Annotated in this window: 14 protein-coding genes; 1 reads left to right on the top strand and 13 read right to left on the bottom strand. The window is 64.9% G+C overall.

What is annotated here, in order from left to right; genetic code table 11:
* The first annotated feature begins 7 nt into the window (after positions 1-7).
* Positions 8-781 (top strand): SDR family oxidoreductase, encoded by a 774-nt coding sequence (locus NCR39_RS00555; protein WP_250450094.1) that lies wholly within the window; start codon positions 8-10, stop codon positions 779-781.
* Between the two features lie 103 nt (positions 782-884).
* Here NCR39_RS00555 and NCR39_RS00550 read toward each other — a convergent pair whose 3' ends face one another.
* The 13 genes from NCR39_RS00550 to motA all read right to left on the bottom strand — a co-directional run bounded on the left by NCR39_RS00550 (position 885) and on the right by motA (position 14,322).
* Positions 885-2,174 (bottom strand): DUF3443 domain-containing protein, encoded by a 1,290-nt coding sequence (locus NCR39_RS00550; RefSeq protein ID WP_250450093.1) that lies wholly within the window; start codon positions 2,172-2,174, stop codon positions 885-887.
* Between the two features lie 18 nt (positions 2,175-2,192).
* Positions 2,193-2,705, bottom strand: coding sequence for a DUF2844 domain-containing protein (locus NCR39_RS00545; RefSeq protein WP_250450091.1), 513 nt, complete (start codon positions 2,703-2,705; stop codon positions 2,193-2,195).
* Between the two features lie 349 nt (positions 2,706-3,054).
* Complete coding sequence (gene cheZ, locus NCR39_RS00540; protein WP_250450089.1) at positions 3,055-3,756, bottom strand: protein phosphatase CheZ; 702 nt, start codon at positions 3,754-3,756, stop codon at positions 3,055-3,057.
* A gap of 2 nt (positions 3,757-3,758) precedes the next feature.
* Positions 3,759-4,154: a chemotaxis response regulator CheY gene (gene cheY / locus NCR39_RS00535; RefSeq protein WP_250450088.1), complete on the bottom strand. Its 396-nt coding sequence runs from the start codon at positions 4,152-4,154 to the stop codon at positions 3,759-3,761.
* A gap of 54 nt (positions 4,155-4,208) precedes the next feature.
* The gene (locus tag NCR39_RS00530) at positions 4,209-5,324 is read right to left on the bottom strand and encodes a protein-glutamate methylesterase/protein-glutamine glutaminase (RefSeq protein WP_250450087.1); all 1,116 of its coding nucleotides are present in this window, start codon (positions 5,322-5,324) and stop codon (positions 4,209-4,211) included.
* A complete protein-coding gene (gene cheD / locus NCR39_RS00525; protein WP_250450086.1) occupies positions 5,321-6,106 on the bottom strand; it encodes a chemoreceptor glutamine deamidase CheD in 786 nt (261 codons plus the stop codon). Before cheD ends, NCR39_RS00530 begins: the two co-directional genes overlap by 4 nt.
* On the bottom strand, positions 6,103-7,035 hold the full coding sequence (locus NCR39_RS00520; protein ID WP_284507063.1) for a CheR family methyltransferase: 933 nt from the start codon (positions 7,033-7,035) through the stop codon (positions 6,103-6,105). Before NCR39_RS00520 ends, cheD begins: the two co-directional genes overlap by 4 nt.
* 129 nt (positions 7,036-7,164) lie before the next feature.
* The gene (locus NCR39_RS00515) at positions 7,165-9,087 is read right to left on the bottom strand and encodes a methyl-accepting chemotaxis protein (RefSeq protein ID WP_250450085.1); all 1,923 of its coding nucleotides are present in this window, start codon (positions 9,085-9,087) and stop codon (positions 7,165-7,167) included.
* A gap of 56 nt (positions 9,088-9,143) precedes the next feature.
* A complete protein-coding gene (gene cheW / locus NCR39_RS00510; protein ID WP_250450084.1) occupies positions 9,144-9,659 on the bottom strand; it encodes a chemotaxis protein CheW in 516 nt (171 codons plus the stop codon).
* Between the two features lie 27 nt (positions 9,660-9,686).
* Complete coding sequence (cheA, locus tag NCR39_RS00505) at positions 9,687-11,948, bottom strand: chemotaxis protein CheA (RefSeq protein WP_250450083.1); 2,262 nt, start codon at positions 11,946-11,948, stop codon at positions 9,687-9,689.
* 81 nt (positions 11,949-12,029) lie between these two features.
* Entirely contained in the window at positions 12,030-12,416 is a 387-nt protein-coding gene (locus NCR39_RS00500; protein WP_250450082.1) for a response regulator, read from the bottom strand.
* Between the two features lie 75 nt (positions 12,417-12,491).
* Entirely contained in the window at positions 12,492-13,454 is a 963-nt protein-coding gene (gene motB, locus NCR39_RS00495; protein WP_250450081.1) for a flagellar motor protein MotB, read from the bottom strand.
* Between the two features lie 7 nt (positions 13,455-13,461).
* On the bottom strand, positions 13,462-14,322 hold the full coding sequence (motA, locus tag NCR39_RS00490) for a flagellar motor stator protein MotA (protein WP_250450080.1): 861 nt from the start codon (positions 14,320-14,322) through the stop codon (positions 13,462-13,464).
* Positions 14,323-14,325: the final 3 nt, after the last annotated feature.

Below are 14,325 nucleotides of genomic sequence, written 5' to 3'. Positions count from 1 at the left end.
AGCCGGTATGAATGCAGTTCCGTTGAAGGTTTTCATTACCGGCGCGTCGAGTGGAATCGGTCAGGCACTGGCCGAGGAATACGTGAAGCGCGGGGCCGTGATCGGCCTCGTCGCGCGGCGCGTCGAGTCTCTCGCGGCATTCGCCGCGCGTCATCCCGAAGCATCCATTTCCATTTATCCCGCCGATGTCCGCGATCCCGAAGCGATCGCCGATGCCGCGCGCCGCTTCATCGCGGAGCACGGTGCGGCGGATGTCGTGATCGCGAACGCGGGCATCAGCCAGGGCGCGCTCACCGGCCACGGCGAGCTGGAGACGTTCCGCGCGGTGATGGACGTGAACTACTTCGGCATGGTGGCGACGTTCGAGCCGTTCGTCGCGTCGATGACGGCCGCGCGGCGCGGCACGCTCGTCGGCATTGCGAGCGTCGCGGGCGTGCGCGGGCTGCCGGGATCGGGCGCGTACAGCGCGTCGAAATCGGCGGCGGCGAAGTATCTGGAAGCGCTGCGCGTGGAGATGCGGCCGCAAGGCGTCGCGGTCGTGACCATCGCGCCGGGCTATGTGCGCACGGAAATGACGGCGCACAATCCGTATCGCATGCCGTTTCTGATGGACGCCGACCGCTTCGCCGCCAAAACCGCCGATGCCATCGCGCGCAAAGTACGCTACGCGACGTTTCCGTGGCAGATGCGCGTCGTCGGCATGCTGCTGCACGTGCTGCCGCGCTGGCTCTACGACGCCGCCTTCGAGCGCGCGCCGCGCAAGCCCCGGGCGACGGAATGAGCGGCCCGCAGGCGTAAAAAAATCCGGCCGCATGGCCGGATTTTTTATGCGCATCACGAGCGTCACGCTGACCGGCCAATGCGGCGCCGGCCAGCGCGATGGTTCAGAACGCCACGTACGGCGAGCTGCCCGGCAAGTCGTATCCGACGAAAACGTGCCGTCCGAAGAAGAACGGCAGGCCGAAATCGAAGGAGCCGCTCATGCCCAGTTGGCCGCCCAGGCTGTTGAACGCGTACTTGCCGCCGCCCGACGTCAGCGTGCGCGCGTTCACGATGCTGAACGGCACCGTCGCCGTATTTCCTTCGCTGCCCTGCACCGTCGCCGAAAGCGATTGCTCGGAGCTGGGGCAATAGAACACGCTCGAACTCGAACAGAGCGGGAACGTGTCCTGGAAGAACAGCCCGTTCGATCCGGAATCGAAGAACGCCTGAACCGACGTGCCCTTGTACGTGCCGGAAAGGTCGCCGTAGGTGTCGGTGCCGAGCTTCGTCACGCCCGTGAGCGTGTTGTTGCTCTGCGTGCCGATGCCGAATACCAGCGTGCCGCTCGCGCTGGCGGCGCCGGTATCGGGAACCTGAGGCAGTTGCAGGATCACGCCGTTATTGTTGACCGCGAACTTCGTGACCGGATTGGTGACCTGCTGCGCCACCGGGACGGTCGTCGCCGTGCAGTTCGTGCCGTTCGCGCACGAGAAGTACATGCTGTTGAGCGCGGTCGTCGCACAGTTGGTGCCGCAATCGTAGGTTGCCGGCCCGATGCCGAGAATGCCGTTCGCGCCGATATCGGCGGTGGAATTCTCGTCGTTGCCGGACGGGCAGCCGTTGAGACCCTGCGGCGCCGCCGATGCATTCAGATCGCCAATCACCTGCACCGGCACCGCGCTCGCCAGTTCGGTGCCGATGCGCACGTCCGCCTGACGCACGGTGCCCCACGTGTAGCCGTCGGCGAAACCGGCGCATTCCGCGAGCTGCCCGCCGCTCGCGGTGGCTACCGTCGGCAGGCTGCCGAGCACCGACTGCGCCGCCGAATTCAGGATGCGCAGGCCGAACGAGGCCGTATCGAGCTGAATATGGTCGATGGTCTGGCAAACATTCGTGCCGGGCGCGCAGACCTGGATCGAGACGTTCGGAATGTTGACGAAGCCCGCGACGCCCGCATCGACGCTGATGGGCACGGCGTTCGTGCCGTTGGCGGGCGTGGGCTGCGCGTTCGCCGTGTTCGACGAGCCGCCGCCGGAGCCGCCGGACGAGCCGCCGTTCGAGCTGTTGTGGTCGTCGTTGCCGCCGCCGCACGCGGCGAGCGTCAGCGCGAGAAACAGCGCGCCGAGCCAGCGGGCTGCATTGCCGGCGCGCGAGGAAGAAGCCGCGCCGGGGCCGAGTGTCGTTCTACGCATATCGGATTCTCCGGTCGCTTACTGGATGTCGCTGGCGGATACGCCGGCGGGCAAGGAGGGCGGCAAATACGCGCTGCCTGAGAACGCGCCCATGTGGCCGCCGGAATGCACGACGAGGCCTGTGTCCTGGACACTCACCGGTCCGCGTCCGCCGCGCGCGGCGCGCTGCGCCAGCAAGCCCTGCTGATACTGCGGGAAATAGGTCCCGAGCAGCGTCGAGAGGTCCGGCATGCGCGGTCCGCTCCACGAAATGCCGAACACCGTGCCTGCCGACGACACGTATTCGTTGACGACCGTACCGCTCGCGAGCTCCGTCCTGCGGACGGTGTAGCTGGATGCCGTCGATGCCGACGCGCCCGATGCCGCGGCATGCACGACCGATTGCTCGGTGGTCGCGCCCGGCGGCGCGGTCAGGGGCTCGCTGCCGAGTCCGGCGTGCGCCGGAGCGCCGGCGCAGACGCCGATGACGCCCGCGACGAGCGCCAGCGACGCCTTGAGATGCCCATGACGGGGTTGCTTCAGTGCCTTCACTGGGCCTCCTGTCGATTCCTGTGGATTGTGCTGACGAGGACGCCGCCGCGCTTTTCAGGCGGCGCGCCCGTCACGATGGAGCGGCGCGCGCGCCGCTTTTTTGCGCATCGGTGACGATGCTATAGCCATCAGTATGCCAAACCCGCCGGCGCGTGCTCCGGTTGGGCATCGCGTATCGGCGGCGGCTGATAGTGGAATCGTAAGGAGCAGGAAAGTTCCGCGTCGATAGATAGTTTGCGAAAAGCAGCGATTTTTTCAGGCGATGCACACGATACGCACGGTACGGACGCGACAAAGCGGAACGCATCGAACGATGCGCTCCGCCTTGTTGTTGCGGCGCAGCGGGGCTTTAGAAGCCGAGGCTTGCGAGCAGGTCGTCGACTTGCGACTGATCCTGCACGACGTCGCTGCGTCCTTGCGGATTGATCTGCGGGCCGTTCAACAGCGCTTCCGGGCTGCCGCTCGCCGACACCAGCGCCGCCGCCGACGCCGCGAACTGCTCACGGCGCTCGGGCGCGATGTTTTCCAGCAGAACGCCCAGCAATTGCTGCTCGATCAGATGCACGACATCCGTGATCTTCTTGATGACCTGTCCGGTCAAGTCCTGGAAATCCTGCGCGAGCATGATTTCGAGCAGTTGCGCGTTGGTCGCCTGGGTCTTTTCCGGCACGCTTTGCAGGAAGCTGCGCGTCTGCGCGAGCAGCTCGCCCGCTTCGCCCTGCGACAGCGGCGCGCCGTACCATTGCGCCCAGCGCGCGTCGAGCGCCTGCGCGTCGCGCTGCATCGCTTCCTGCATCGGCTTGGCGAGTTCGATCGCGTTGAGCGCGCGGTCCGCCGCCTGCTCGGTCATCGTCGCGACGTACTTCAGGCGGTCGCGCGCGTCGGGCACGGCTTCCGCCGCCGCTTCGAGCTGCTTGTCGAGGCCGAGTTCGCGCATCGAATCGCGCAGCGTGCGCGTCAGCTGGCCGATGCGCGCGAGGATGCGGTCGCTCGACTGATCGCCATCACTCTCGACAATCGCTGCTGAGAATTCAGTGGTCAGATCGTTCACGATCAGCTCCCGGCTTTAGCCATCTTCTCGAGAATCTTGGTGAGCTTCTCGTCGAGCGTGGCCGCCGTGAACGGCTTCACCACGTATCCATTCGCGCCGGCCTGCGCCGCCGCGATGATGTTCTCCTTCTTCGATTCCGCCGTCACCATCAGCACCGGCAGATGCGCCAGCGCCGCGTCCGCGCGGATCTGCTGGAGCATCGAGAGGCCGTCGAGGTTCGGCATGTTCCAGTCGGAGATCACGAAGTCGAAGCCGCCGCCGCGCAGACGCGCGAGACCCGCCGCGCCGTCTTCCGCTTCGTCGACGTTCGAATAGCCGAGTTCCTTCAGCAAATTGCGAACGATACGGCGCATCGTCGGAAAATCGTCGACGACGAGGATCTTCATGTTCTTGTCCATCACTACTCCCTTGTGTTCTTCAACGCGGCGACGCCGCACAAACAATCGAAAAAATCAGACGCGCTGTACGCGGTCGCCCATCGACGCCAGCCGCGCCATCACGCGGCGGCTCATTTCAGACAGCGGCGCGATTTCGCTCGCGCCGCCCATTGCAATCGCTTCGCGCGGCATGCCGAACACCACGCAACTCGCTTCGTCCTGCGCGAGCGTGTATGCGCCCGCCTGCTGCATTTCAAGCAGCCCCGCCGCGCCGTCGCGGCCCATGCCCGTCAGGATCACGCCGATCGCGTTCTTGCCCGCGTGCTGCGCGGCCGAGCGGAACAGCACATCCACCGAAGGACGATGCCGGTTCACCGGCGCGGCATCGGAAAGGTGCGCGACGTAGTTCGCCCCGCTTCGCGCGAGCACGAGATGCGAGTGGCCCGGCGCGATGTATGCGTGGCCCGGCAGCACGCGCTCGCCGTGCTCCGCTTCCTTCACCGTGATGCGGCACAGCCCGTTCAGGCGCTGCGCGAACGACTTCGTGAAGCCGGGCGGCATGTGCTGCGCGATCAGCACGGCGGGCGCATCCGGCGGCAGCGGCACGAGCACTTCGCGGATCGCTTCCGTGCCGCCCGTCGATGCGCCGACGATCACGAGCTTTTCCGTCGAAAGCAGCGGATTGTTGAAATTCGGCGCGGCTTTGGGCGCGGCATGCGCGGATGCCACGGCCGCATGCGTCGTTTGCCGCACGCGCGCCCGCGACGCCGCGCGCACTTTGTCGGCGAGCTTTTCGGCGTAATCGAGCATCCCGTCGCGAATGCCGACTTTCGGCTTCGTCACGAAGTCCACCGCGCCGAGTTCCAGCGCGCGCAACGTGATTTCGTTGCCGCGTTCCGTCAGCGACGACACCATCACGACCGGCATCGGCCGCAGACGCATCAGCTTTTCGAGGAAATCGAGGCCGTCCATGCGCGGCATCTCGACGTCGAGCGTCAGTACGTCCGGGTTGTGCTGCTTGATCAGCTCACGCGCGACGAGCGGATCGGGCGCGGTCGCGCACACGTGCATGTCGGGCTGCGAGTTGACGATTTCGGTCATCAGGCTGCGCACGAGCGCCGAATCGTCGACGCACAGCACCTTGATCTTCGTTGCGTTCGTTGCGTTCGTTGCGTTTGATAAAGCGCTCATGCTTCCTCCGCCGCCTTGATGCCGCGCAGCGCACCGGATGCGCCGAACAGCTCGACGCGCGGCTTGCGCGCCGCCGTCGCACTTGCATTCACAGCGCCCGACGCACCGAAAAGCTCGACGCGCGGCTTGACCGCCGCCTGGCCCGTGGCCTTCGCGCGATCGACATTGAACAACTCGACGCGTGCACGCGCCCGCGCGAGGCGGTCGGCGCGCTCTTCCGGCGTACGCTTGACGAGCGCCTGCTCGCGTTCCACGACGACCGGATCGTGCTGCGTCTTGAGCTTCTTGACCATCACCTGGCCGGTGCGCGGCATGAACGCGACCTTGCGCGGATACATGCCCTGCAAGTCCTCGGCGACGATGCGAATCTTTTCCAGCGCCAGATAGCGCCGCACGAACTCCGAGTTGCGATCGCCGATGTTGATCGTCGTCATGCCCGCGAGCACCGCGCCGCCGCCGAAGACCTTCGCTTCGAAACGCTCGCGCCGTCCGCCGCGCTTGATGAGTTCGTTGATGAGCACTTCCATCGCGTATGCGCCGTAGCGCATGGAATCCGACGATGCGTGCGACGGATCGGAACCGTCGTCGGGCAGCATGAAGTGATTCATTCCGCCGATGCCCGCCGTGCGGTCGTTGATGCACGCCGCCACGCACGAGCCGAGCACCGTCACGAGCACCATGTCTTCGCTCGTCATGTAGAACTCGTTCGGCAGGAGCTTCACGCCGGGCTTCTGAAAATGATTGTCGAAATACAGGTTCGACGCGATCGGCAGTCCGCTCATGCCGGTTCTCCAGCCAGCGCGCGCGCGGGCTTGGCGGCGGCCGGCTTCGTGTCGCGCGTCAGTTCGTAGACCGTCTGTCCGCGCAGCCTGAACGCCTGCGACACATACGTGAAGTTCTCCGAATGGCCCGCGAACAGCAAGCCGCCCGACTTCATCAGCGGCTCGAAGCGCGAGAGCACTTGCCCTTGCGTCGGCTTGTCGAAGTAGATCATCACGTTGCGGCAGAAGATGGCGTCGAACGGGCCTTTCACGTCGTAGCGCGCATCGGTCAGGTTGACGCGGCCGAAGTTCACCATCGCGCGCAATTCGGGGCGCACTTTCACGAGGCCGGTTTGCGCGCCCTTGCCCTTCAGGAAGAAGCGCTTGAGGCGTTCCACCGGCATCGACTTGACCTGATCGAGCGAATACACGCCGGCGTCGGCCTTGGCGAGCACCTGGCTGTCGATGTCGCTGGCGAACACCGTGCAGTGGCGCGCGGCCTGCTCGCCGAGCGCTTCGACGAGCGTCATCGCGATCGAATACGGCTCTTCACCCGTCGATGCCGCCGAGCACCACACCGACACCGGCTGCTGACGGCGCTTCGCGAAGTCCGCGAGAATCGGAAAGTGATGCGACTCGCGGAAGAACGCGGTGAGGTTGGTGGTCAGCGCGTTGACGAAGGCTTCCCATTCGGCGCTTTCGTCGTTCGATTCGAGGCGGTCGAGGTACGACTTGAACGTGTCGAGACCGCATGCGCGCAGGCGCCGGGCGAGCCGGCTGTAGGCCATGTCGCGCTTGTGGTCCGACAGGGAGATGCCCGCGCGGCGATGAATCAGCTCGCGGATGCGGGCGAAGTCCGCCACGGTGAATTCGAAGTCGCGCTCCACTTCCGGGCCGCGTACGCCTCCGGCGAGTTCGACGCGTGCCTTCTGTGCGTTCGGCGTTGCCATGATGATGTCTCGTGCTTTACTGGCGCCGTCGCCGACGCTTGCTTGACGCTCGACTCTTCACCGTGCGCCGGGTTTTGCCAACTGCTGGCCACGCGGCGTTGCGCGCGTGGCCGTGTCGAGCCGTGATGCTTAGAAGGTTTCCCAGTCGCCGTCATCGGCGGTGGTGGCCCTGGCGCGCGGCGCGGCGGCTGCGGCCGGCGCGCTTGCTCGCGGTGCGGGTTTCGCGACGCTTGCGGGCTTGCTTGCATCGCGGCTCTTATCCTTGATAACGGCCATTTCCGGCGCGACGTTAGGCTCTTGCGAAACTTTTGCGACGACCGGCGCTTTCACCGGCTTCGCGGCAGGAACCGACACCGACGAAGCCGACGACGAAGCCATCGACACCGGCTCGATGCGCGTTTCCTTCGCGACCGAAGACGCGGCAGGCTTGACAGGCGCCGCAGGCGCAAGCCGCGCCGCCGCCACCGATGCGCTCGGGCGCGCGGTTGTCATCGACGTGTTGTCGACGCGCCATTGCCCCACGACGTCCTTCAACTGACGCGTCTGCTCTTCGAGCGATGCCGCCGCTGCCGCCGCTTCTTCGACGAGCGCCGCGTTCTGCTGCGTCACGCTGTCCATCTGCGTGACGGCGCGATTCACCTGCTCGATGCCGTCGGACTGCTCTTCGGAAGCCGCGCTGATCTCGCCCATGATGTCGGTCACGCGGCGCACGGCCTGCACGATCTCGCCCATGGTTTCACCGGCGCGGGTCACGAGTTCCGAGCCGCTTTGCACCTTGTCGGCCGAATCGCCGATGAGCGCCTTGATTTCCTTCGCCGCCGCCGCGCTGCGTTGCGCGAGCGAGCGCACTTCGCCCGCGACGACCGCGAAGCCGCGGCCCTCCTCGCCGGCACGCGCCGCTTCCACGGCCGCGTTGAGCGCGAGAATGTTCGTCTGGAACGCGATGCCTTCGATCACGCCGATGATGTCCACGACCTTGCTCGAACTCGATGCGATCGCGTTCATCGTGTCGACGACCTGCTCGACGACCTGGCCGCCGCGCGACGCGATATCCGACGCGTTCACCGCAAGCTGGCTCGCCTGACGCGCGTTGTCCGCGTTCTGCTTCACCGTGCTCGTGAGTTCTTCCATGCTCGACGCCGTTTCCTGCAGCGACGCCGCCTGTTCTTCCGTGCGCTGCGACAGGTCCGTGTTGCCGCTCGCGATTTCATGCGCGCCCCCATCGATCGATTCCGCGCCGCGATGCACCGCGCCGACCATCGTCGTGAGATTCGAGCGCATGCGTTCGATGCCTTCGAAAAGACGCCCGATCTCGTTCTTGCTGTCCGAATGCGCGGACTTCGTGAGATCGCCGCGCGAAATGCGCTCGAAGTGATCCACGGCTTCGTTGATCGGATTGACGACGAGCGCGCCGAGTGCGAAGCGCGTGCCGATCAGGATCAGCACCGACAAGCCGAGCAGCCCGCCGATGACCATGAGGAGCGTCCCGTTCTGCGACGACGCATTCGCGCGCGAATCTTCCGCGTGCTTCTGCTGGAACGCCACCGCCGCCGTGACCGCCTGATCGAACGCGACGAACATCGGGCTGATCTTCGTGTCGGCGATAGCGTGATACGCGGCCATGTCGTTCGCGGCGATCGCGGTGAACTCGGGCTCGACGCCGGTCTTCACGAGCGCGTCGTGCTGCGCGACGAGCGCATCGAGCGTCTCTTTCGGCAGCATCGGCTTGTTCGTGTTCAGATAGAGCTTCCAGTTCTCCTCGCTCTTGCCGAGCAGGAAACGGCCGCGCTCCAGCGCCTTCTTCGCTTCCGCTTCGTTGCCCGCTTCGTCGAGCGAACGCACGCGATCCAGCGTGACGCGCGCGCGCAGCAGATACGACGACGTCTCCGAGAGCGCGCGCATCGCGACCATGTCTTCGTCGGCAAGCGACGCGAGCGAGGCGCTCGCGGTATTCAGGCCGACGAGCGAGAGCGCGCCGATGACGGCCGCGCAACCGACGAACAACAGACCGACGAGCGTGAGCGTCGTGCGGATCGACAACTTCTTGAGCATGGCTTTCTTCCTTGGCCCGCGATGCGTGCGAGCGCTTGCGTGCTTTCTTGCTTGCTTTAAGCGGCGACGGAGTCGATCAACTCCATCTCGCGGCTGGTCATGAGCTTTTCGATATCCATCAGGATCAGCATGCGGCCATCCACCGTGCCTAAGCCGGTCAGATATTCCGACGTGAGCGTCGCGCCGAATTCGGGCGCGGGCATCACCTGTTCCTGCGTGAGCGTGAGCACGTCCGACACGCCGTCCACCACCATGCCGACCACGCGATGCGCGACGTTCAGGATGATGACGACCGTCTGGTTGTCGTATTCGACGCGGCCGAGGTTGAACTTGATGCGCATATCGACGATCGGCACGATGATGCCGCGCAGATTGATCACGCCCTTGATGAACGCGGGCGCATTCGCGATGCGCGTCACGCTGTCGTAGCCGCGAATTTCCTGCACCTTCAGAATGTCGATGCCGTATTCCTCAGCGCCCAGCGTGAACACGAGGAATTCCTGTCCGGCTGCTTCGGCGTGCTGTGCATCGCGGCGCGAAGACGCTGCTTGATTCGATTGGATGTCTGCCATGAGAATCCCCAAAGTCGGTCGATATGTTTAATGGGTATGCGAGTGCTGCGCCCGCGATTCGCGGTTGAGCGCGGCCACGTCGACGATCAGCGCGACGCTGCCGTCGCCCAGGATGGTCGCGGCGGAAATGCCGTGCACCTTGCGGTAATTCGTTTCGAGGTTCTTCACGACCACTTGCTGCTGGCCGACGAGTTCGTCGATCAGCATGGCCATGCGCCGCCCTTCCGTTTGCAGGATCGTGATGATTCCCTGCGTCGGCTCGGTGCGCGCGCCTTCCACGTCGAACACGGAATGCAGCGCCACGAGCGGCAGATATTCGCCGCGCACGCGCACCACGCGCTCGCCGTTGGCGACCGTGTAGATGTCGTCGGCGGCGGGTTGCAGCGACTCCATCACGAAGTTGAGCGGCAGAATGAAGATCTCGTTGCCGACCTTCACCGACATGCCGTCGAGAATCGCGAGCGTGAGCGGCAACACGATCTTCGTGGTCGTGCCCGCGCCCTGACGCGACATGATTTCGACGTGGCCGCCCATCGACTGGATGTTGCGCTTCACCACGTCCATGCCGACGCCGCGTCCGGAAATGTCCGTCACCTGTTCGGCGGTCGAGAAGCCCGGCATGAAGATGAGTTGCCAGACTTCTTCGTCGCTCATCGATTCCGAAACCTGCATGCCCTGCTTCTGCGCCTTCGCGAGAATCTTGTCGCGGCGCAGGCCGGCGCCGTCGTCGCTCACTTCAATGACGATGTTGCCGCCGTGATGCGCCGCCGACAGCACGAGCTGCCCGGTCGCGGGCTTGCCCGCCGCGCGGCGCGTTTCCACGGTCTCGATGCCGTGATCGAGCGAGTTGCGCACGAGGTGCGTGAGCGGATCGATGATGCGCTCGATCAGGCTCTTGTCGAGTTCGGTCGCCTGACCGAACGTGACGAGTTCCACTTCCTTGCCGAGCTTGCCGGCAATGTCGCGCACGAGTCGCGGGAAGCGGCTGAAAACGTAGTCCATCGGCATCATGCGGATGGACATGACGGCTTCTTGCAGGTCGCGCGCGTTGCGTTCGAGCTGCGCCATGCCGTTGAAAAGACGGTCGTGCAATGCGGGATCGAACGCGCTCGTGGTTTCCGCGAGCATCGCCTGCGTGATGACGAGTTCGCCCACCAGGTTGATGAGCTGATCGACCTTCTCCACGCCGACGCGAATGGAGCTGCCTTCCGCCGATGCCGCCGCTTGCGGACGCGCCTTCTTCTCGGCGTCGCCCGATGCGCTCTTCTGCGCGGCGGATGACGGGATGGCGGCAGCGACTTGCGCCGCCGCCTTCGCCGCTTCTTCTTTGTGCTGAGCCGCGGATGCGGGCGCGTCCTGCGCCTGCGATACGGCCGGCTGTGCGTGTAGCGTGTGTTGCTCCGATGCCTCCGGTTGCTCCGGTTGTACCGGCGCGCTGGCCTGCGCATCGCCCCGGCCGATCGCAATCTGCGATTCATCGATCACGAAGCAGCACACAGCCACGATGTCGTCGGCGCTGACGTCCGAATCGAGCCAAAGCACGAGTTCGGCGTCCGTCTTCTTTTCTCCGACGATGCTGCCCAGGTTCCCCAGCTCCTCGGTCAAAGTCGCCAGGTCCTTCTCGCCCACCCCCCGTAGCGTAATTTTCAGGTGGGGTCCAACTTCCGCCGCCGGTGCGCTGGCTGCGGTTCCTGCGTTCGTTGCGTTCGCGGCTTCGCTCGCGCCGTCGGCGATCTCGAAAGCGCCGTCCCAGTTGCCATCGTCTTCAATGGCTTCGAGCGCCTGCGTGAGCACGTGCGCGGGCGGCGCGTTCGGGCCTTCGTAGGCCGGCGCGGTTTGCAATTGCGCTTGCGTTTGTGCTTGTGCTTGTACCGGCGCCGGTTCGGCCGCTTCGCCCGCGTCTTCGTTCTTCAGCCGTTCGAGCTTCGCGCAGATCGCGGCGGCGGCGGCTGCATCCGGCTCCGCGCTCGCGCGATACGCGGCGAGCTGGTCGGAGAGCACGTCTTTCGTCGCGAGGAACGTGTCGATCATGTCGCGGCGCAAAACGAGTTCGTTGTTGCGTGCGCGGTCCAGCAGCGATTCGAGGATGTGCGTCGTTTCGGTGAGCGCCGTGAAGCCGAACGTCGCCGCGCCGCCCTTGATCGAGTGCGCCGCGCGGAAGATCGCCGCGAGGTCCTCGGGATCGGGATTCGCGATATCCAGAACGAGCAGCAGTTGCTCCATCTGCGCGAGCAGTTCATCGGCTTCGTCGAAGAAGGTTTGATAGAACTGGGTAATGTCGAGTGTCATGCTTGGTTCACCGCGAGAATGCTGTGTGTGTTCTGTTTTGCGCCGCCGCTTTTTTGCCGCTCTTCGCTGCCTTTTGCCGCTTCAGTGCTGCTCTTGTTCCTGCGCTTCCGCGATCGCCGCGACCACTTCCGTCAGCAGGTCCGGATCGAGCGGTTTCTCGATCCAGCCCGTCGCGCCCGCCGTCCGCGCCGCGTCCTTGAACGGCTCGCCGTCTTCGGTCGTGAGCACGAGGATCGGCGTCGCCTTGTACGCGGGATTCGCGCGCAATTCGACGATCAGATCGAGCCCGCTCTTCTTCGGCATGTGATGGTCCGTGAGCACGAGATCGAAGCGCTCGGCGAGCGCCCATTCGAGTCCTTCGTCGCCGTCCGACGCCACGGTCACCTCGTAGCCCGCTGTCGTCAGCGTGGCGGAGAGGATTTGCCGCATGGCGGCGGAATCGTCGATTGCCAGAATGTTCTTGATCATGTGTGTCTCTCGCGGTCTTGCCGTGATGACGGCCAAAACGTGCGCAGTCTTGAGCGTTTTTGGAAGCTATTTCGCTTAATGCGCGAGCTTTTTGAGGAGCGAGCCGGCTTCCGGCGCGGTCGATGCATCCGCGGGCGCGTTGTCGAACACCGCGCCGGGCGCGCCGTCGTCGCGCAGCATGGCCGCTTCGGACTTGTGGTTCAGCACGATGACGCTGATGCGCCGGTTCTCGGGATCGAGCGGGTCTTTGCGATTGAGGTTCTGTGTCGACGCGAGGCCGAGCACGCGCAGCACCTTCGCTTCGTCCATGCCGCCCGCGACCAGTTCGCGCCGCGACGCGTTCGCGCGATCCGCCGACAGTTCCCAGTTGCTATAGCCTTTCTCGCCGCCCGCGTATTTCACGGCGTCGGTGTGTCCCTGCACGACGATGCGGTTCGGCACGTCGTTCAGCGTGCGGCCGATTTCGCGCAGGATGTCGCGCATGTACGGCTGCACGGTGTCGCTGGAGAGCGCGAACATCGGGCGCTTTTGTGTATCGACGATTTCGATGCGCAAGCCCTGTTGCGTCGATTCGATGCGAATCTGCTGCTTGAACTGCTGCAACGTCGGGTTCGCCTCGATCGCCGCCATCAGCTTCACTTGCAGGTCGTGCAGCCGCACCTGTTCGCGGCGTTCGAGTTCGGTGGTGGCCTGCTTGAGCGCTTCGTCGTCGGGTTCGGTGCGCGGCGTGCGGTCGCTCATGCGCATGGTGCCCGGCTCGGGGCTGGAAATATCGCGCCCGCCGCCCGTGATGATGCTCGAATCCATGCCGACGGTTTTTCCGCCGACCATCGCCGCCTTGAGCGGCATGTTGAAATACTCCGCGATGCCGCGCCGCTGCACCGGCGACGTCGACGAAAGCAGCCACATCAGCAGGAAGAACGCCATCATCGCGGTCATGAAGTCCGCGTAGGCGAGCTTCCACGCGCCGCCGTGATGCCCTTTCGCACCCTTGCCGACAACACGCTTGATGAAGATCGGACGGTCTTTTTCGCTCATGATGCCGTCACTTCGCCTTCACGCGGCGCACGTGCTCTTCGAGTTCGGAGAACGACGGACGCTCCGTCGAGAACAGCACCTTGCGGCCGAATTCGACGGCGATGGCGGGCGCGTAACCGTTGAGGCTCGCGAGGATCGTCACCTTGATGCACTGGAACATCTTCGTCTGCTCGGCGACGCGCTGCTCCGCGATGTTCGCGAGCGGCCCGATGAAGCCGTACGAAATGAGAATGCCGAGGAACGTGCCGACGAGCGCCTGCGCGATCATCTCGCCGAGAATCGCGGGCGGCTGGTCGGCGGACGCCATCGTATGCACGACGCCCATCACCGCCGCGACGATGCCGAACGCGGGCATCGCGTCGCCGACCTTGTGCAGCGCCTGCGCGGGCGCTTCGCCTTCGACGTGATGCGTCTCGATCTCTTCGTCCATCAGGCTTTCGATTTCGAACGCGTTCATGTTGCCGCCGACCATCAGGCGCAGATAGTCTGTGAGGAATTCGACGATGTGATGGTCCGCGAGAAGCTTCGGATACTGGCTGAAGATCGGGCTTTTGTTCGGATCGTCGATGTCGGCTTCGAGCGTGAGCGTGCCTTCCTTGCGCGCTTTCGCGAGCAAAACGTAGAGCAGGCCCATCAGTTCCATGTACACGTCCTTGTTGTACTTGGAGCCTTTGAACAGCGTGGGAATGACGAGCAGCGTCGCCTTGATCGTCTTGATGCCGTTGCCGAGGATGAACGCGCCGATGCCCGCGCCCGCGATCATCAGAATTTCGACCGGCTGCACGAGCGCGCCAAGGTGGCCGCCTTCGAGCGCGTAACCGCCGAAAACGGACAGCAATGTCACGAGCGTTCCAACGAAAATCAGCACGGG

The organism is Caballeronia sp. ATUFL_M2_KS44 (assembly GCF_023630965.1).
GTDB classification, from domain to species: domain Bacteria; phylum Pseudomonadota; class Gammaproteobacteria; order Burkholderiales; family Burkholderiaceae; genus Caballeronia; species Caballeronia concitans.
Note: the sequence above shows the minus strand (reverse complement) of the source record. Positions and strands in the feature narration are given on the sequence as shown.

Bases quoted from the DNA above. Each gene is read 5' to 3' on its own strand.
- NCR39_RS00555 (WP_250450094.1), top strand. From the start codon at position 8: ATGAATGCAGTTCCGTTGAAGGTTTTCATTACCGGCGCGTCGAGTGGA.
- NCR39_RS00550 (WP_250450093.1), bottom strand. From the start codon at position 2,174: ATGCGTAGAACGACACTCGGCCCCGGCGCGGCTTCTTCCTCGCGCGCC.
- cheY (WP_250450088.1), bottom strand. From the start codon at position 4,154: ATGGACAAGAACATGAAGATCCTCGTCGTCGACGATTTTCCGACGATG.
- NCR39_RS00530 (WP_250450087.1), bottom strand. From the start codon at position 5,324: ATGAGCGCTTTATCAAACGCAACGAACGCAACGAACGCAACGAAGATC.
- cheD (WP_250450086.1), bottom strand. From the start codon at position 6,106: ATGAGCGGACTGCCGATCGCGTCGAACCTGTATTTCGACAATCATTTT.
- NCR39_RS00520 (WP_284507063.1), bottom strand. From the start codon at position 7,035: ATGGCAACGCCGAACGCACAGAAGGCACGCGTCGAACTCGCCGGAGGC.
- NCR39_RS00515 (WP_250450085.1), bottom strand. From the start codon at position 9,087: ATGCTCAAGAAGTTGTCGATCCGCACGACGCTCACGCTCGTCGGTCTG.
- cheW (WP_250450084.1), bottom strand. From the start codon at position 9,659: ATGGCAGACATCCAATCGAATCAAGCAGCGTCTTCGCGCCGCGATGCA.
- cheA (WP_250450083.1), bottom strand. From the start codon at position 11,948: ATGACACTCGACATTACCCAGTTCTATCAAACCTTCTTCGACGAAGCC.
- NCR39_RS00500 (WP_250450082.1), bottom strand. From the start codon at position 12,416: ATGATCAAGAACATTCTGGCAATCGACGATTCCGCCGCCATGCGGCAA.
- motB (WP_250450081.1), bottom strand. From the start codon at position 13,454: ATGAGCGAAAAAGACCGTCCGATCTTCATCAAGCGTGTTGTCGGCAAG.